This window comes from Streptomyces hebeiensis (assembly GCF_052983195.1).
In genome coordinates this window covers 3673890-3691799 of the sequence record NZ_CM129812.1, presented here as the reverse complement: position 1 = coordinate 3691799, position 17910 = coordinate 3673890, and the positions used below count along the sequence as shown (strand labels likewise).

At 71.6% G+C, this 17910-nt stretch carries 13 protein-coding genes and 1 pseudogene; 4 read left to right on the top strand and 10 right to left on the bottom strand.

Translation table 11 applies throughout. The features are described 5' to 3' along the window. Positions 1–44: 44 nt before the first annotated feature. Positions 45–764 (top strand): annotated as a pseudogene (locus ACU6P3_RS16120) (M23 family metallopeptidase); the annotation flags it as partial. 85 nt (positions 765–849) lie between these two features. Here ACU6P3_RS16120 and ACU6P3_RS16115 read toward each other — a convergent pair. Then, positions 850–1689 (bottom strand): glycosyltransferase family 2 protein, encoded by an 840-nt coding sequence (locus tag ACU6P3_RS16115; RefSeq protein WP_447197912.1) that lies wholly within the window; start codon positions 1687–1689, stop codon positions 850–852. A gap of 254 nt (positions 1690–1943) precedes the next feature. On the opposite strand from ACU6P3_RS16115, the gene ACU6P3_RS16110 reads away from it, so the two are divergent. Next, positions 1944–2804 carry a Sco1979 family transcriptional regulator gene (locus ACU6P3_RS16110; protein WP_447197709.1) on the top strand — a complete coding sequence of 287 codons (861 nt, stop codon included), beginning with the start codon at positions 1944–1946 and terminating at the stop codon, positions 2802–2804. Positions 2805–2908: 104 nt separating this feature from the next. Next, positions 2909–3109: a CsbD family protein gene (locus ACU6P3_RS16105; RefSeq protein WP_037803972.1), complete on the top strand. Its 201-nt coding sequence runs from the start codon at positions 2909–2911 to the stop codon at positions 3107–3109. Between the two features lie 140 nt (positions 3110–3249). Here ACU6P3_RS16105 and ACU6P3_RS16100 read toward each other — a convergent pair whose 3' ends face one another. The 5 genes from ACU6P3_RS16100 to ACU6P3_RS16080 form a co-directional block, all read right to left on the bottom strand. Next, entirely contained in the window at positions 3250–4422 is a 1173-nt protein-coding gene (locus tag ACU6P3_RS16100; protein ID WP_447197708.1) for an acyltransferase family protein, read from the bottom strand. A gap of 275 nt (positions 4423–4697) precedes the next feature. Beyond that, the gene (locus tag ACU6P3_RS16095) at positions 4698–6203 is read right to left on the bottom strand and encodes a flotillin family protein (protein WP_447197707.1); all 1506 of its coding nucleotides are present in this window, start codon (positions 6201–6203) and stop codon (positions 4698–4700) included. A gap of 204 nt (positions 6204–6407) precedes the next feature. Beyond that, entirely contained in the window at positions 6408–6923 is a 516-nt protein-coding gene (locus ACU6P3_RS16090) for an NfeD C-terminal domain-containing protein (RefSeq protein ID WP_447197706.1), read from the bottom strand. 384 nt (positions 6924–7307) lie between these two features. Next, positions 7308–8342: a PucR family transcriptional regulator gene (locus ACU6P3_RS16085; RefSeq protein ID WP_447197911.1), complete on the bottom strand. Its 1035-nt coding sequence runs from the start codon at positions 8340–8342 to the stop codon at positions 7308–7310. A gap of 503 nt (positions 8343–8845) precedes the next feature. Continuing rightward, complete coding sequence (locus tag ACU6P3_RS16080) at positions 8846–10870, bottom strand: ABC transporter ATP-binding protein (protein ID WP_447197705.1); 2025 nt, start codon at positions 10868–10870, stop codon at positions 8846–8848. A gap of 234 nt (positions 10871–11104) precedes the next feature. Here ACU6P3_RS16080 and ACU6P3_RS16075 point away from each other — a divergent pair, with 234 nt between their 5' ends. Beyond that, on the top strand, positions 11105–14029 hold the full coding sequence (locus ACU6P3_RS16075) for a SpoIIE family protein phosphatase (protein ID WP_447197704.1): 2925 nt from the start codon (positions 11105–11107) through the stop codon (positions 14027–14029). A gap of 27 nt (positions 14030–14056) precedes the next feature. Here the strand turns inward: ACU6P3_RS16075 and ACU6P3_RS16070 are convergent, their stop codons facing one another. The 4 genes from ACU6P3_RS16070 to ACU6P3_RS16055 form a co-directional block, all read right to left on the bottom strand. Beyond that, a complete protein-coding gene (locus tag ACU6P3_RS16070; RefSeq protein ID WP_447197910.1) occupies positions 14057–14680 on the bottom strand; it encodes a hypothetical protein in 624 nt (207 codons plus the stop codon). Positions 14681–14769: 89 nt separating this feature from the next. Next, entirely contained in the window at positions 14770–16074 is a 1305-nt protein-coding gene (locus ACU6P3_RS16065; RefSeq protein ID WP_447197703.1) for an MAB_1171c family putative transporter, read from the bottom strand. Positions 16075–16162: 88 nt separating this feature from the next. Further along, positions 16163–16804 (bottom strand): toxin, encoded by a 642-nt coding sequence (locus ACU6P3_RS16060; RefSeq protein ID WP_447197909.1) that lies wholly within the window; start codon positions 16802–16804, stop codon positions 16163–16165. 94 nt (positions 16805–16898) lie between these two features. Beyond that, the gene (locus tag ACU6P3_RS16055; protein WP_447197908.1) at positions 16899–17396 is read right to left on the bottom strand and encodes a hypothetical protein; all 498 of its coding nucleotides are present in this window, start codon (positions 17394–17396) and stop codon (positions 16899–16901) included. Between the last annotated feature and the right edge of the window lie 514 nt (positions 17397–17910).

Genomic DNA, 17910 nt, shown 5'->3' with positions numbered 1-17910 from the left:
GCCGAGCCCCTGCCCGGTGGCCACTGGCGACCGGGCAGGGGCTCGGTCGCTGGTCGGCGCTCAACAGTCCGGCGGACAAGGTGCCGAGCCATGGCACGTACGGTACGGGCAGGCGTACGCGATCGACATCGTGCCGGAGCCGGAGCCGGAGCCGGAGCCGGAGCCGGAGCCGGAGGGGGAGCCGGAGCCGGAGCCGGAGGGGGAGCCGGGGCCGGGGCCGGGGCGAGTGTCCGGTGGTGGCGTGGTTCCGGGTGGCGCGCGCCCGTCATTCGCCGCGCTGTGGCCGGTCTTACGCCGTAACCGCGACTTCCCCGCCTTCGGCGCCCCCGGCGGCGGCCGACGCCACGGTCGTCCACGCGGAGGACCGGCAGCGGGACCATCTGAGCCGCAATTCGCTGCCGGCGCTCCTCTACCTGCTGGCGATCGAGGGTTTCGTGCGGGAGATGCTCGGCGCGCGCCGTATCACGGGCAACCATCTGGTCCTGGACCTCGGGAACGGCACGTACGCCTTGTACGCCCACCTCAGGCGCGGATCCCTCACGGTGGGCGTAGGTGACCGGGTAAAGGCGGGGCAAGTGGTGACGCAATGCGGAAACTCGGGCAATTCGACCGAGCCGCATGTCCACTTCCCACTGATGGACCACGTGGATCCGGGTGTGGGGAGGGGAATTCCGTTTCGCTGGCGCGGAATCGGTGTTCCGGCGGGCGGTGAGTATTTCACCGTCGTGCCACCGGCGGAAAAGGTGGACGCCGGGGCGGAATGAGGCCGGACGGGAGTCCGGAGGCGCGGAAGGCGGGAGGTCCGGAGGCGTTTTCTCCCGTGGACCCATCGGATCAGCGGCAGGCGGTTCAGATCACCGGTGGGCGGCCCAGCGCCGTCATGCGGCGTACGGTCCGCCAGCGGATCGGGCGGCGGGGGCCGCACGCCGTTCGCGTGCCCTCGAAGAAGCCGCCGAACCACGCGCGCAGTCCGCTCGCCGAGCGGGTACGGGCGACCGTGAGGAGTATCCACGTGCCGAGGTAGAGCGGGACGAGGACGGCGGGGAGGTGGCGGCGGGCCAGCCACACCCGGTTGCGGGCGGTCATCCGGTAGAACTCGGCATGGCGGGCGGGCGAGGTACGGGGGTGCTGGAGCACCAGCTCCGGCTCGTACCGGATCGTCCAGCCCGCGTCCAGGGCGCGCCAGGCGAGGTCGGTCTCCTCGTGCGTGAAGAAGAACTCGTCCGGCCAGCCGCCCGTCTCGTCCAGCATCGCCATCGAGAGCGCGTGTCCGCCGCCGAGGAAGGTGGTCACCTCGCCGCCGCGCATCGGGTCGTCCACCCGGAGCCGGGGCACGTGCCGGCGCTGGGTGAAACCGGTCTCGTCCGCGATGCGGAAGCTGACGATGCCGAGCCGGGGATCGGTCTCGTACAGGTCGGCGATGCGCGTGAAGACGTCGGCCTCGATGAGCAGTCCGTCGTCGTCCAGGTCGACGAGCACGTCCACGTCACCGAAGGAGCGGAGCTTCTCCATGGCGACGTTGCGGCCGCCGGAGACGCCGAGGTTCTTCTCCAGCTCCACGCCGACGACGCCCTCGGGCAGCTCGGGCAGGGGCGCGCCGTTGCCCACGACCACGATCCTGCTCGCGGCCTCCCGCTGCTTGGCCACGGAGTCGAGCAGTGCCCGCAGCTCGACGGGCCGGGTGCCCATGGTCAGCACGGCCACACCTACACGCGGTCGGGACACGTACGGATCACCCCAGCAGTCATCGGCAACGACAGGGATCGATGGTATCCGTCATTCGCCATCTCCCGGCCATCGGCCGATCTTCTCACCGTCGCCACCGGTTCACCGGCCGGTGAACCGGGCGATGATCCGGGAGGGGATCCGGGCGGTGGCCGAACCATGTCCATGATCCGGCCCTTGTGGCAAACTGCCCGCATGTTCGTGCTCGGGGGTGGGGTGTGAGCGAGCCGCGGTCCGCTCCGACGATCGGCCAGCTGGTCCTCAGCAGACAACTGCAGGCCCTTCGCGAAAGGGCCGGAATCAGCCGCGACCGGGCGGCCAGGCTGCTCCGGGTCGCGGCCGGGACGATCCGGCGGATGGAGACGGCCGAGGTCGCGCTGAAGATCCCGTACATCCAGATCCTGCTGCCCGCGTACGGCGTGCCCGACGACGAGGTGGTCACCTTCCTCCAGCTGGCCGACGAGGCCAACAAACCGGGTTGGTGGCAGCGGTTCCACGATGTGCTGCCGGACTGGTTCGGCGGACACGTCAGCCTGGAGGAGGCCGCCCGCACCATCCGTGCCTACGAGCCGCACTTCGTGCCGGGGCTGCTGCAGACGGAGGACTACGCGCGTGGCGTCCTGACGTACGGGGCCATCGGACGGACCGATCCCGACCGGATCGAACGCCTCGTCGCCCTTCGGATGGAACGTCAGGCCCTGCTCACCCGGCCCGACGCCCCGAACTTCTGGGTCGTCATGGACGAGACCGTCTTCCACCGCCCCGTCGAGTCCGGCGCCGTCATGCGCGCGCAGCTCGACCGGCTGCTGGAGTCGGCCGAGATGCCGAACGTCACGCTCCAGATCGCCACGTTCGCCGCCGGCCACCACCCCGGTACGTACAGCCCGTTCGTCCTGTTCCGCTTCGCGATCCCCGAGCTTCCGGACATGGCGTACGTCGAGTACCTGACCGGTGCGCTCTACCTCGACAACGCCAACGAGGTCGTCGGGCACATGGAGGCCATGGACCGCATGGTCGCGCACGCGGAGTCCGCGCGCCGGACGAAGGAGATCCTCGCCGACTTCCGCGACCGCTACTGAGGCGGGCGTTCACCTTTGCCACGCGCTCCCGCTTGTTTGCGTGCGGGACAGTCGGGCAGGCGGATTCTTGTCAGGGAAACGGCTCGACAGTGAGGAGCGGGACCATGACAGCCGACCGGAAGGCCCGTGGCGACCACGCCATGAGGAAGTCGGGTGCCAAGACCGACCAGGTCAAGGGCGCCATCAAGGAAACCCTGGGACGTGCCGTCGGCAACGAGCGGATGACGGCGGAGGGCCGGGCCACGCGCGCCAAGGGCGATATGCGTGAGGCCGGCGCGAAGACCAGGGACGCGTTCAAACGGTAACGACCGCGTTCGGGCGTGACCATGTTCGAGCGTGACCGTGTTCGGATGCGACCGCGGTCGCACGGTGGCCCGGCGGAGGGGGATCTCCCCCTCCGCCGGGCCACCGTCGTACGTACGTACAGGTATGCGGGCGGGCGGGCTCAGGCCGCCGCGCGGATCTGCGTCCGTACCCGGTCCGCCTGGGTCTTCATCGCGCGCTTCAGGCGGGGGCCGAAGGGCTTCTCGACCAGGCGGTGGATCAGCCACGCGAGCGTGAGCATCAGCAGGATCGTGGCCACGAACGTCACGCGCGGCTCCACACCGAAGTGGCGGTGCAGGATGCTGATCGCGAACCAGCCGAGGTGCTCGTGGACCAGGTAGAAGGGGTACGTGAGGGCGCCGGCGAAGGTCAGCCAGCGCCAGTTCGCCCAGCGGAGCCAGCCCAGGGCCACGGCCGCGACGGCGGCGAAGGCGAAGGTGACGACCAGCAGGATCACGTAGGGGGAGCGCTCCTGGAACGCGGACGTCGCGTTCGGGTCCCACAGCGCCGTCGTCGAGTAGCGCTGGCCGAGCAGCCAGCTGGTGGCGACGATGCCCCAGAGCAGCAGATCGCTGCCGTAGCGGTGGATCAGGTAGAGCGCGAGCCCGCCGATGAAGAAGGGCGCGTGGTCCCGCATCACGATCTCGTCCGTGAGCGGGTGGTCGGCGACCCGGGCCAGCACCCCCGCCACCGTCCACAGGCAGCAGAAGATCACGACTCGGCGGTAGGTGACGCCCTTCCACACCACGAAGAGCGCGAAGAGCAGGTAGAAACGTGCCTCGACCCACAGGGTCCAGCACACGCCGAGAACCCGGCCCACGCCCATCGGCTGCTGAAGCATCGTCAGGTTGACCAGCACCTCGTCGAGGCGCAGCGGTGCGATGACGGAGGGGAGCGCCACGCAGGCCGCGGTGGTGAGGACGATGGCCGCCCAGTACGCGGGGTAGAGCCGGGAGACGCGTGAGCGGAAGAAGTCCCCGAGCGACCGGCCCCAACTGCTCATACAGATGACGAAACCGCTGATGACGAAGAAGAGCTGGACACCCAGGGCGCCGTAGGTGGCGGCCTGCGACAGGTCGGGGAACAGCTCCTTCGGCGACTGGCCCCAGGCGTGCGAGGTCTGGGCCTTTCCCGCGTAGTGGAAAACGCAGACCATGAGCGCCGCCAGGATGCGGAGCCCGTCGAGGGCCCGCATCCGGTCGTGCTTCTGGTCCGGCCGCGCGGCCGCGGGGACGGGGCGGATCTCCGGCTCGGGTACCGGATCCGGGACCCGAGCCAGTGTCGCTTGAGTCATTCGGTTCGTTCCATTCGTTCCTGCTGCGGCGGTGTGGACGGGAGCTGCCTGTCCTGGGGGCGGGCGCCGCGGGTGTTGTCGGCCGTGCGCCCAGCCGGACGACACTAGGGGGCGCCCGATGAACGGTGCGACAGCCGGCAGGTGAACAGAGGATCCGTACAAGGGGCCGTCAGATGAACTCCGGTGAACTCCGGGAGACGGCGAACGGCGACGGCGAGCCTTGCCGCACGAGGTGACCGTGCGGCAAGGCTCGCCGACGCCGGCTGAACGGACTCCTAATCCGTGAGCTCGATACGGCCGTTGTTCCCGGCTCCGCCCCCGGCGCCGCTCCCGACCGTGCTGTTGCCCACGTTCGCTTCGGCGTTCGTCTCGGTGTTCGACGCCACGTTCTTCCCGGCGCTCTTCTCCGCGATCTTGCCCCCGGCGATGCCCTTCAGCAGCTCGGCCAGGTCGACTCCCGTCGTCGAGCCCAGGAGCTCGAAGCCCTGCGCGACATTGTCCGTGACCGTACGGGCCAGCTTGCCCGCGCCGTCCGTCGAGATCACCGTCATCTTGTCCACCGCGCTCAGCGGCTCCGACGCCTTCGCCACGACCGACGGCAACACCTCGACCAGCATCTGGAGGACCGCCGCGTCGCCGTACCGGTCGAACGCGTCCGCCTTCTTCCGCATCGCCTCCGCCTCGGCCGCGCCCTTCGCGCCGATCGCGTCGGCCTCCGCCTCGCCCTCGATCCGTACCGCGTCGGCGAGCGCGGCGCGGTGCGCCTTCTCGCCCTCACCGGTGAGGCGGGACCGCTCCGCGTCGGCCTCGGCCTGCTTGACCTGGGCGATACGGCGCGCCTCGGCCTCCTGCTCCGCCTGGTAGCGGGCGGCGTCGGCCGGCTTGCGCACCTTGGTGTCCAGCTCGCGGTCGGTCAGCGCGGCCTGGCGCTCGGCGACCTTCTCCCGCTCGCTCAGGACGTCCTGGTCGCGCGCCGCCTGGGCGAGCGGGCCCGCGGCGGCCGCACGCGCGGCGGCCTCGTCCGTCTCGGCCTTGATCTCGGCCTGCTTCAGCGCGAACGTCCGCTGGGCGATCGCGATCTCTTCCTCGGCCTTCAGCCGCGCCTGCTCGGCGGCGCGCCGCGCCACCGCCTCCGCGATGTCGGCCTCCTGCTTGGCGCGCGCGGCCTCCGGGCGGCCGAGGTCCTCCAGGTACGAACCCTCCGTCGTGATGTCCTGGATCTGGAACGCGTCCAGCACCAGCCCCTGTCCGGACAGGCTGGCCTCGGCCTCCTCCGCGACCTGGCCGGCGAAGGCCGCGCGGTCCCGGATGATGTCCTCCACGGACATGCGGCCGACGATCGAGCGCAGCGCGCCCGACAGGACCTCCTGGGTGAAGCCGACGATCCCGCCCTGCTGCTGGAGGAACCGCTGGGCCGCCGCCCTGATGGAGTCCTCCGTACCGCCGACCTTGACGATGGCGACGCCTTCGAGGTTGGCCTTCACGCCGCGCAGCGTGACCGCGCCCCGTACCGCCACCGGGATGTGGCGGCTGGACAGGTCCAGCGAGAACTTCTGCTGGACGAACGGGATGACGAACACCCCGCCGCCCACCACGACCTTCTGGCCGCTGTTGTCGGTGGACACCAGGCCGGTGTCCGGGTCGGTCGTGCGCTTGCCGCGCCGTCCGGTGACGATGAACGCCTCACTGGGACCGGCGACCTTGTAGCGCGTGATCACGACGAGTGCCAGCAGGACGGCGAGGACGACGATCCCCACCACGGCTGTGACGACTGGACTCATACGGTTCTCTCCTTTGGCTCCCCGTGCCTCCCGTTGTCTCCTGGACGACGGCAGCAGGATCGTTGTGCGTGTACGCGTGCCATACGGGGGTGCCGTACGCGTGGGGCGCACGCCCGCGCCCCGGCGGTCGGCCGCCCGGACGACCCCCGTCCGCCCGGCCGGCCGACCCGCGTCGCCGCGGCCCGCCCCCAGCCCGTCGGTCCGTCAGCGCCGCACCGGGCGTACCGAGACCGCGCTCGCCGAGAGCGTCTCCTCCACCCAGATCTCCGCGCCGTACTCCACGGGCTGCGCGCATTTCGCGGCGAATTTCACCGGCTGACCGCTCAGCCTCAGCAGTACTTCCCCGTAGCCTGTGGCCGGGATCGCCGTGACCACCGTGCCCGTCGTGCCCACGAGGTCCTCACCCCGGGGCGCGACCGCGGTCCGGTCGTTCATCAGCGCCCGGCTGAGCCGCCAGGTCAGCCATCCGGCGCCGAGACCGGCCACCACCCCCGTGCCGGTGGCCGGTCCCGTGCCGAGGTCCGTCGTGCCCAGGACGAGGGCGCCGCCGAAGCCGAGCATCGAGACGAAACCGGCGATCACCGGCAGCGACAGCAGCCCGTCGAAGAGGCCGTCCAGTGCGCCGACCCCGTCGAAGAGCCCTTCGAGCACCCCGTCGAAGACCAGCGAGAGGATGAGTAGGACGATCCCCGCGATGCCGAGACCGAGAAACAAGCCCATGGGACGTTCCCTCCCCCTGTTGCCGCTGGATACCGCCGGTTCCGCGTCGTGTCCCGTGCCTCTCGCGTGCTTCTGCCCGTGTCTCCTCCGGGCTTCCTTCCGCGGTTGTCCCGCGTTCGCCCCGCGCCGTCACTTCCGCGCTTCCTTGTTCGCCGGTCATGTTTCCATGCGTGAACGGATGTACGCATTGCCGGAACCCGGCAGTCTTAACGCGTTCTTAATGCCGGGTCGTTGTCACAGGCACCTATCAGACGGGGCCCCTGCCTGTCCGCCGTTCCGCCGGTCCCGTCGGACTTTTCCGCGGACCTTTCGCCGTCCTTCCCGCGACGCTTCCCCGGCGTTCCCCGACCGGCGTTCTCGCGGTGCTCCGGCCCGGCTCGGGCCTCAGAACGCCCGTGTGGGCCAGCCCAGCAGCCGTGCTCCGATCACCGCCGTCTGCAGGGTGTACCGGTGCACGGGGTCGGCAGGGTCCGCCCCGGTCAGCTGGTGGATCCGCGCCAGCCGGTACGTCAGCGCCCGTACGCTCAGCGACAGGCGCCGCGCCGCCTCCGCCGCCACGCACCCGGCGTCGAAGTAGACGGACAGCGTCTCGATCAGCGGCTGGGCGCCGCCGCGCGCGGCCTCCAGCGGGCCGAGCGTGTTCACGACGAGTTCCGTCATCGCCTGCCGGTCGCGGGTGAGGACCGGGTAGACGAGCAGGTCCGCCGCGCGCAGGACCGGACCGTCCAGGTCGAGGCGCGCGGCGAGGTCGAGGACGTTCAGGGCCTCCTCGTACGACTGCACCACCCCGCCCAGGCCGGGCTGCGGGCGGCCGATCCCGATCCGGCCGCCGTCCGTGGCCGCGTACGCCTGCTTCGCGAAGAAGGCGAGCACGTCCGCCTCGTCGCCCGCCGCGATGCACACCAGCCGGCCGGCCTTGGTGGTGAGCAGAATGCTGCGGTCGCCGAACCGGCTGACCAGGGCCTGTTCCACCGAGCGCGGCACGGCGTCGCCCTCGTCGTACGGGACCGGGCCCTCGGCGACCGCCACGGCGTGCTCGTAGGACAGGCGCAGCCCGAAGCGTTCGGCGCGCTCGGCCAGCCGGCCCAGCTCGCCGCGCCCGTACAGCAGGTCGTCGATGAACTCCCGGCGCGCGGCGACCTCCTGCCGTACGGCGAGCCGCTGCGCGCGTTCGTAACCCTCGGCGAAGGCGTCCACGGACTGTTCGAGGGCGGCGAGCACGCTGTCGGCCGAGTCGGTGGCACGGGTGAGGGGCCAGTGGAGGCGGGCGGCGGCGAGGTGCGCGCCGACCAGGGCGCGCAGTCCGTAACCGGCGTCGGCCGCCTGCTCGCCCAGCTGCCGACGGGCCAGCAGCTCGTCGCGGGTGAGGCGGCGGCCGGTGGCGGCCGCCGCCGCGAGGATGTCGGCGTAGCCCGTCAGATAGGCATCCGGAACGCCACCGACGTCCCCGCCCGCGCCGCCGGTCCCGCCCCCGCCCCCGCTACCGGCCCCGCCTCCGCTGCCCGCCCCGCCCCCGCTACCGGTCCCGCCCCCGCTACCGGCCCCGCCTCCGGTCTCCACGCCGGCCCCGGTCTCGGTACTGGCACCGATTCCGCTGCCGGCCCCGGTCCCGGTCCAGGTCCCGCTTTCCTGCCCTGTCACGTCTGTCTCCCCCCGCCTCTGTCTCCGTGATCGGTGGACCCCGCATTTGTAGCCCATGGTCGGGGGAAAGGCCGGTGTCGTCGGCCCGAGCGGCCCGGTGGCCACGGACTCCCGGCCTGCCGACGCCGCCGATGCCACCGGGATCGTCCGGGCCGCTGGGACCGCTGGGACCGCTGGGACCGCTGGGACCGCTGGGACCGCTGGGACCGCGCGAGTCTGACCATCCGGCAGGGCTTGCCCCGACGCCCTTGGGCAGTGCGGCGGCCCGGGCCCGACGCCCCTCACGCCCGGGGGCCGGGCACCGCCCCAGGCGCTGTCCCGGGCACCGCTCCGGACACGGCATCAGAGGCGGCCGGTGCGGGCGGTGCCTGCGGTGCGTACTGGGCGGCCTGGAGGCGGTAGAGGTCGCGGAACACCTTCGGTCCGCCGGTGGTGTCGGAGAGCAGGTCGTCGAACGTGCCGCTCTCCACCACCCGCCCGTGGTCGAGGACGTGGATCAGATCCGCGGCCCGTACCGAGCCGAGGCGATGGGTGATGAGGATGACCGTCTGGCCGGCGTCCGCGAGGCTACGGATCTGCTCGAACAGCCGCTGTTCCGCTCGGGCGTCGAGCGCCGAGGTGGGCTCGTCGACGACCAGGACCCGGCCGGCGCGGTAGTGGGCGCGGGCGAGGCCGAGACGCTGCCACTGCCCGCCGGAGAGCTGGTGGCCGCCCTTGAAGCCACGGGCCAGGAGCGTGCGCCGGCCGCGGGGCAGCTCCTCGATCAGCTCCTCCGCCCCCGCGTACCGGACGGCGTCCGTCAGCCGTTCCTCGGTCACCGGCACCTCGCTGCGGCCGATGCTGATGTTCACCTCCGCCGTGAACGGCCAGCGGTAGAAGTCCTGCCCCACCACGGCGACCCGGGAGACCAGCTCCTGACGGTCCGCCTCCGCCGCGTCCAGTCCGTCCCACAGGATCCGGCCCGAGTCGGGGCGATAGAGCCCGCACAACAGCTTGACCAGCGTGGTCTTGCCGCTGCCGTTCTCACCCACCAGAGCGACGATCTTGCCGGTCGGGATGGTCAGGGAGACGCCGTCGAGCGCGCGTCGGCTGTCCTTCCCCCGGTACGTGAACACCACGTCCTCGAAGGTGATGGCGGCCGGCGCCGGGGGCAGCGGGCGCCCCCCGACCGGAATGGCCCGGCGGCCCGCCTCCTCGCACAGCCGGTGCAGATCACCGACGAACAGGCTTTCCTCGTTCAGGTGGTTCACCTGGAGGATCAGGTTCTCCAGGGCGGCCGATCCGGTGCGGATGGCGAGGACGGCCGTCCCGCCCACGGCCAGCGCCATCGAGCCCGCCCACAACAGCCCGCCCAGCGCGGCGTACGCGGCGACGGTCGCCAGGCCGGTCCAGCCGGCCGCGATCAGGCCCGTGCGGGCATCGAGCCGGGAGAGCCGGCGCTGCTCGGCCTCCTGCGACTGCGACATCGCCCGGAAGTGGTGCAGCAGGAACGGCCCCACGTCGTGCGCCCGGATCTCCGCCGCCGCGTCGGTGGAGATCAGCAAACCGCTGATCAGCCGCCCTGCCCGCGCGTGCTGCACCCAGACCTGGAACGACACGTACCGGCGGCGGGCCACCGTCAGCGCGGCCCACGCGCTGGGCACCGTCATCGCGACCAGCAGCGGCAGCAGCGCCGGGTGCAGCAGGGCGAGCACCCCGGCGGACGCGACCAGCGACATCAGCGCGGTCACCACGCTCTGGCAGTACTGCACCATGCGCCGCGCAGAACTCGCCCCGTACTGCGCGCTGTCGAGCAGCTTGTGGAACTCGTCGTCCTCGACCGCCTCCAGCTCGACCCGGGCGGTGTGTGTCAGATACCGCTCGGTGGCGACCCGCTCGACCTTCGGCTCCAACTGCCCCGTGCCCGCCGTGGACAGCGCCCGCAGCACCGCCCCGAGCAGCGCGGCCCCACCCGCGACGGCCAGGGCGGGCGCGGCCCCCGTGAGGCGGTCGGTGGTCGAGCCCTCCCCGAGCAGGTGCGCCAGCACACGGTTGACGGCGATCAGCCCGACCGCCTGCCCGATCCCCCGTCCGACCTCCGCCAGCGTCACCAGCCGCAGCGCGCCCCTGTCCGCCTCCCGGGCCAGCCCGACCGTGGTCCCGACCAGCCCGGGCAGCCGCCTGACCACAGATCGCAGGTTGAGCTGGAGGGCGGCGTCCTCGTGCTTGCTCCAGCCCATGTCGTACCGTAACGGCCCGCCGAACAGCAGCCGTTCGGACGCGGACACCTGCTCGGCCCCGGATTTCGTTCCGTGCTGTGCTGTCATCGAACCGCCCCTCCCGTACAAACGCACCAACAGACGCACGTACAGAGCCGATGAAACGCACCGGCCAGGCACCGTTCGTGATCGAGTGGCCACGCTCGGTGCGCGAGGAGAAGCTTGCCAGCCGCCACTGACAACCGGCCCCCGATTTCCCCGGAGGGCCGGCCCGCGCGCCATGAACGCGTAAAGATATCCACACATGTGATTTGCATCACATGTGTGGTGAAGGAGGTGAATATGTATCGAGATGTCCGTCCGCGTCCGCCGCCCCGCCAGTCGCGGCCCCGCCACCCGGAGCCCCGGCCGCGTCGGCGGCTCGGGCCGCGTACGGTCGCCGGCCAGATGCTCGCCCTCGTCGTGGTGATCATCGTGCTGCTGGTGGGCGGCGCGGTCGCCGCGGTCGTCGCACAGGCGCGCCACACCGGCGAGGACGTGGCTCGTGCCCGCGCGCTGTCCGTCGCCGAGACCTTCTCACACTCTCCCGGGCTGCTCCCCGCGCTGCGATCGCCCGACCCGAGCGCGCGGCTGGAACCGGTGACACGTGAGACCCAGCGTGACACCGGCGTCGACTACATCGTCGTGACGAACACGAAGGGGATCCGCTACACCCATCCCGATCCCGGCTACATCGGCAAGCGCGTCAGCGGACCCCTGTACCCGGCCACGGCCGGCCGCCCCTTCACGGACATGGTCCCGGGCCACACGCTGAAGTCCCCGTCGATCCGCGCGGCGGTCCCCGTCTTCGACGCCAGGGGCAGGGTGGTGGCCGTCGTCAACGCCGGAGTGACGGTCGCGGACACCTCGGCCGCGGTCAACCGTCGGCTTCCCCCCATCCTCGGGGGCGGTGCCGGCGCGCTCGCCGCGTCCGTCGGCGGAGTGACGGTCGTCAGCAGACGTCTGCGGCGCCAGACGCACGGACTCGGACCGGCCGAGATCACCAGGATGTACGAGCACCACGACGCCGTGCTGCACGCCGTCAGGGAAGGGGTCCTCATCGTCGCCCGCGACGGCCGGCTGCTGCTGGCGAACGACGAGGCACGCCGCCTGCTGAACCTGCCGGCGGACGCCCAGCGGCGGCCCGTCGCCGAGCTCGGCCTCGGCGGGCCCCTCACCCGGCTCCTGACGGAGGGCCGCGTCGCCACCGACGAGGTGCACCGGTCCGCGGACCGCTTCCTGGCCGTGAACCAGCAGCCGACGCGGGTCGGCGGACGCACCGTGGGCACGGTCGTCACCCTCCGGGACACCACCGAACTGCGGACGCTGGCCGGGGCGGCCACGGAGGCCCGGGAACGCCTCAAGCTGCTCTACGACGCGAGCGTGAGCGTCGGTACCACCCTCGACCTGCCAAGGACCGCGGAGGAACTCGCGCAGGCGGCCCTGCCACGCTTCGCCGACCTCGTCACCGTGGACCTGTTCGAGTCGATGGCGCACGGCGAGGAGCCTCCCCTGACGAAGGACGGACTCCGCCGGATGGCCACCGCCGCCGCGAACGGCCGGCGGCCGCTCTACGAGACGGGGCGGCTCGTCCGCTACAGCACCGGCTCGCCGCAGAGCCGGAGCCTCACCCACGGGCAGTCGTCGCTCGTGCCCGACCTGTCCGTGGACCCCGGCCGGCGGTTCCGCGAGCCCGCGCACGGCCGGTGGGTCGTCGACCAGGGAATACGGTCGTTGATCACCGTGCCGCTCCGGGCCAGGGGCACGGTCCTCGGCGTCACGAGCTTCTACCGGCAAACGGGGCGGGCCTCGTACGACGCCGAGGACCTGTCCATCGCCGAGGAGTTGGTCGGCCACGCCGCCGTCTGCGTCGACAACGCCCGGCGGTACGCCCGCGAGCACGCCACGGCCGTGTCCCTCCAGCGCAGTCTGCTCCCCGGCGACCTGCCGGAACAGAACGCGGTCAGGGCCGCCTGCCGGTATGTGCCGGCCCGGTCCGGGGTGGGCGGGGACTGGTTCGACGTGATCCCGCTCTCCGGAGCCCGGGTGGCCCTCGTCGTCGGCGACGTCGTCGGCCACGGCCTGCACGCCGCCGCCACGATGGGCAGGCTGCGGACCGCCGTCCTCAACTTCTCCGCGCTCGACCTGGCGCCCGACGAACTCCTCACCCACCTCGACGAACTCGTCATCCGGCTCGACCAGGAGGAGGGCCGCCGGGGGCGCGAGCCGGAGCCCGGAGCGGCGGGCGGCGCCGATGACGCGGGGACCGGGTTCATGGGAGCCACCTGCCTGTACGCGATCTACGACCCGGTGTCCCGCTCCTGCGCCCTCGCCCGGGCGGGCCACCCCGCCCCGGCCGTCGTCCGGCCCGACGGCGGCGTCGCCTTCCCGGAGGTGCCCGGCGGTCCGCCGCTCGGGCTGGGCGGCTTCCCCTTCGAGACGTACGACATGCGGCTCGCCGAGCACAGCGACATCGTGCTGTTCACCGACGGCCTGCTCGGGAACCCCGAGCACGACATCGGCGCCGGCCTGGAGCGACTGAGGCAGGCGCTCGCCGGCCCGGCGCCGATCGCGCGTTCGCCCGAGGAGACCTGCGACGCGGTCATCGAGGCCCTGCTGCCCGTCGGCCCGAACAGGCCGGAGGACGATGTCGCCCTGCTCGTCGCACGTACCCGCGCACTGGACGCCGAGCACGTCGTGGTCCGGGAGGTATCGGACGATCCGGTCGCGGTCGCGCGCGTACGTGCCGACGTGACCGGAACGCTCTCTTCATGGGGGCTGGAATCGGTCACGTTCACCACCGAACTGATCGTCAGCGAGCTCATCACCAATGCCATCCGCTATGCGACCGCCCCCATCCATCTGCGGTTGATCCGCGACGACACCGTGCTCATCTGCGAGGTCTCCGACGGCAGCAGTACCTCTCCGCACCTGCGCCGGTCCACCATGAGCGACGAGGGCGGCCGGGGCCTCTTCCTCGTCGCGCAGCTCGCCCAGAGCTGGGGCACGCGCTACACGGCGCGCGGGAAGACCATCTGGGCCGAGCAGCCGCTGGCACCGGCGCAGTCCGCCGAACCCGTCGCGTCCGCCGGGCTCGCGGCGTTCCCCGACCTCGCGGACCTGGTCACCCACGCCGCCGAGCCGACGGAGCAGACGCAGCCGACGGAGCCGTCGGAGTGGACGGGGCAGCCGGGGCCGACCGGGCCGGACGCCCCCGGCTCGTCGTGACGGGTGACCCGGCCGGACGTGCTCCGGTCAGACGAACAGGAACGCCGCCGTCGTCGCCGCGCCGAGCGCCGCCCCCGCGATCGTCTGCCCCACGGTGTGGTACCGCAGCGCCACCCTGGACCAGCACACCGCGACGGTCAACGCGTAGGCGAGCAGCCACCAGGGGGAGTGGACCACCGCGAGCTGCGCCACGACCGCGGAGGCGACCGCCGCGTCCACCGAGATCTTCCACACGGTGTTGACGGACAACAGGCCGATCGTCATCCCCCACAGGGACAGCATCGTGACCAGGATGCCGGTGGGCGCGCCGCCGAGGACCATCACCGCCGAACCGGCGCCTGTCGAGCCGAGGATGACGAAGAAGATCGGCGCGCGCTTGGTGCGGTCGACGACGTGCCGGTCGCCCCAGGTGCCGCGCTTGCGCTCCCACTCGATGTAGCTCGCCGGGACGATGCCCGCGCACAGGGCCGCGAGGAGACCCCACGGCAGGCCGGTCCAGTCGCCGGCCGCCGCCAGTCCGATGCCGACCATGCCGACCAGCAGCAGGTTGCGCGGCTGGAAGACCTCGGTGACCGCGCGGGCGAGCGAGGTGACGCGATCGCTCCGGCCCCGGCCGGTGGCCACATCGGCCACGTCGGTCTCGTCGGCCACTTTGGTCTCGTCGGCCGTGTTGATCTCGTCGGTTCTGCCCGCGCCCGCCGTACGGCTGTCGTCCGCGCCGTGCTCCGTCGTCGTACCGCTCACGCCGTCCGCTCCGTCGTCGCCGCCGTCCGCTCCGTGCCCGCGGGCCCCTCCGCCGCGCTCGGGAGCCCCATGCCGTCCAGGAGCCGCCGCCTCCGCTCCGGGGTGATCGTCCGATACGCGGTCGCCACCCGTACCAGCCAGGCGACCTCGCCCTCCTGGTCCATGGCGTGCTGCTGTTCGACGGCGGCCGCCTTGCCCGCCGTCGCGCCGCCCGCCTTGGCGGCGAGGGCCGCGCTGATCCAGTACGCCTCGGCGAGCGGTCCCGCCTTCGCCGCGTCGGGTGTGTCCCCGGCCGCCGCCTCCTTCGCCCCGGCGAGCAGGCCGTCCGGCACGTAGTGGCGCAGTTTCTCCACCGCGTCCGCGATGTCGGCCGCCCAGCGGTCCACCCGGAGATCGGCGGGCGTGTCGAAGCGGGTCAGCTCCCGCCGCAGCGAGAGGGGTGGCTCGAAGGGCTGGTCGGGGAAGGCCGTCATCAGCTCGTACCAGAGCGGATGCAGCGCCACCTGGGCCCGCCACAGTTTCGCCCGCCGCCAGCCCTTGTGGAAGGCCGGGATGGACGCGCCCAGCGCGAAGAACGCGAACAGCACGACCTGGGCGGCCTCGGTGACCTCGTCGAAGGTCCGCGCGAAGTCAGCCCCCGGCTGGTCGACGACGCTGACCCACATGAACAGGGTCCGGCTGACCGTGTAACCGACCCCGATGAACATGGCGAAGGTCATCATGCCGAGGCCCACCCGCAGGTGGCGTCGGGCGGCGCCCGCCGTGGCCAGGGCCCACTGGTACGCGCAGACGGCGGAGGCGGCGCCCAAGTAGAGGTAGAAGACGCTCATGTAGAGCGTCGCGCCCCACTGGCCCGCGTGGTCGGAGACGAACCGGTCCGACGGTACGGACCGGTCGACCACCGTGAAGAACAGCACGGTCAGCAGGATCAGCGTGGCGGCCGACGCCTTCGTCGCCACCTGCTGGACGAGCCGGGCGAACCGTACGTGGCGCGGGACGTCCCCGCCCTCCGGGTAGTGCCCGTAGATGGCGACGATGTAGCTGAGGATCGCCAGGATGGCGATGGTCGCCGTGTAGTGCTTGATCAGTACCGAGAGGTCGGTGACCGGACTGTTGTTGAGCCCGGTCCGCACGATCCGCGTCTTCGTCCACAGGGCGATGGCGAACCCGGCGTAGCACCCCCACAGCGCGCGCCGCCGTTTGTCCTCCTCGTCGCCCCACAGAGCGGCCGGCATACGCCACAGGGCTACGGCTGTCATCACGCCGGCTATGAGATATCCGGCAAGGTCGAGCGGGCTCACACGGGGTCCTCGGGGCGTCTGCGGAGGGGGTACGGGGGAGACGGGTACAGGCCGTACGCGAGGAGCTTACGTAGAACGTACGGAGGTGTCACGGCCGTCGGAAGAAGCGCCGGCGCCTGTGTGCCACGGGGCGGGAGAGCGAGTTCGCGAGGCGGCCCATCATGTCGTCGCTCGTCACGTCCGTGGCCATGCGCGCGATGAGCGAGGCACCGAATTCGGCTACCCGCTCGTCGTGGGTGTCGTACTGCGCGCGGGCCTGGATCGGGCCGCCCGAGCGGAGCGCCTCGGCGACGGCGGGCGGGAAGCCGTCGGAACCGGGTGCGCCACGGGCGGCTGCGGCGTCGGCGCCGGCCGCGTCGGAGGCGTCCGTCGAGAGCACCCGCGTGATCAGTGAGGTGTCGAAGACGGGCAGCAGCCTCCGCAACTGGTCCGCGTCCAGGGTCGTGCCGTGGTCGAACCACTCGTGGCACAACTCGTGCAGGATGACGTGCTGCGTCTGGTACGCGGTCGGGCGGCGCCGGTAGAGCACGAAGCTGGTGTCACCGGCCTTCAGGCGCAGTCCGCAGGCGGCGTTGACACGGGCCAGCCGGTCGGGGAGTTCGTGCAGCGAAATCGTGCGGCCACGGGCCGCTTCCATGTTCGCCACCAGAGCCGGGATGCTGAACGGAGCGGGTATGGGTAGGTCGGCCAGCCCGGCTTCGCATTCTTTTCGCAGCTCGCGCATGGACATGGAGACCTCTGAGACCTCTGATCGTTCGATCGTCATCGCGTGTACATGACGTGCGGCCAGGAGATTCTAGCCAGTGGCCGTGAACACGCGTGCGCTACGGTCCCGGTTCCCTGTCCGGCGCCCGGCCCTCGCCGCCCTCCATGCCGTGACCCGTGGTCGGGCCGGTCCCGCTGTTGGTGCCCTCCTTGCTGTCGGCCAGCAGTGAGAGCGCGAATTCGAGCAGTTCAGGGGGCAGGCCGTCGTCGTCGAGGCCGCGCCCGGCCACCCCGCTGATCTCCCCGGTACGCCGTTTCGCGAGGAACTGGAGCCCGGCCACCACCTCGTCGACGACCTCGGACTCCTCCTTGAAGAAGCGCCAGTCGACACCGAAGCCCAGGCCGAGCGCGCGCAGGATGTCCTCCGACGGGTGCGTGACCTTGCCGGCGAGGATGTTGGAGAAATAGCTGTGCGAGAGCGACCCGCCCCGTTCCTTGACGAGGTCGGCGAAGACGCGTCCGGAGATCTTCTGGCCCGGGAAGGTCTTCTCGACCATGTACTCGACCTTCTGCCGCAACGTTGTCAGCTCCGGCATGTGCTCCTCGCCGTTGTCCATCCGGGCCCCCACGCTCACGCGTCACACGGTTCCATCCGCCGCCGCTCGCTCATGGGGCGCTGTGTGACGTTCGATTTCGGTCAACGGGCCCGTACTGTAACCGAATCGGTCGGCGGGACCGTTCTTTACCAGACGTATACGGAGTTTCCCGTACCGCTCCCTGGAACGGACTTGCGTAAACACTCTACGTCACTGTTAACTCGAAAAAACACGGGCAGGGAACCACGAGGGGAGTTCCCTGCCCGTGTGGAACGTCGTCGTGCGCGGTGCGCGGTGCGCGGTGCGCGGTGTGCGCGCCGGGTGAGAGGGTTCCGTCGCGGTGCCGACGTGGTCGGCGCATAGGTGTAGCCCTTCGCGACGGGGGATGCACGAAGGGCTACGTCTCCATTATGACCCCTCGCGGGGGTCCTATGACAGCGGACCGGCCGAATAGTTTTCACGGAGACCGGCACAAGAGCGATCCGGGTGGCGGAAAGGCAGCGTCGGAGGGCGGCGCCGGGCTCGCCGTGCGTCC

What these genes read in the sequence shown, in the direction of transcription:
- ACU6P3_RS16060 (WP_447197909.1), bottom strand. Translation starts at nt 16,804, where the DNA reads ATGTCCATGCGCGAGCTGCGAAAAGAATGCGAAGCCGGGCTGGCCGAC.
- ACU6P3_RS16055 (WP_447197908.1), bottom strand. Translation starts at nt 17,396, where the DNA reads ATGGACAACGGCGAGGAGCACATGCCGGAGCTGACAACGTTGCGGCAG.
- ACU6P3_RS16105 (WP_037803972.1), top strand. Translation starts at nt 2,909, where the DNA reads ATGACAGCCGACCGGAAGGCCCGTGGCGACCACGCCATGAGGAAGTCG.
- ACU6P3_RS16080 (WP_447197705.1), bottom strand. Translation starts at nt 10,870, where the DNA reads ATGACAGCACAGCACGGAACGAAATCCGGGGCCGAGCAGGTGTCCGCG.
- ACU6P3_RS16115 (WP_447197912.1), bottom strand. Translation starts at nt 1,689, where the DNA reads ATGGGCACCCGGCCCGTCGAGCTGCGGGCACTGCTCGACTCCGTGGCC.
- ACU6P3_RS16090 (WP_447197706.1), bottom strand. Translation starts at nt 6,923, where the DNA reads ATGGGCTTGTTTCTCGGTCTCGGCATCGCGGGGATCGTCCTACTCATC.
- ACU6P3_RS16095 (WP_447197707.1), bottom strand. Translation starts at nt 6,203, where the DNA reads ATGAGTCCAGTCGTCACAGCCGTGGTGGGGATCGTCGTCCTCGCCGTC.
- ACU6P3_RS16100 (WP_447197708.1), bottom strand. Translation starts at nt 4,422, where the DNA reads ATGACTCAAGCGACACTGGCTCGGGTCCCGGATCCGGTACCCGAGCCG.
- ACU6P3_RS16075 (WP_447197704.1), top strand. Translation starts at nt 11,105, where the DNA reads ATGTATCGAGATGTCCGTCCGCGTCCGCCGCCCCGCCAGTCGCGGCCC.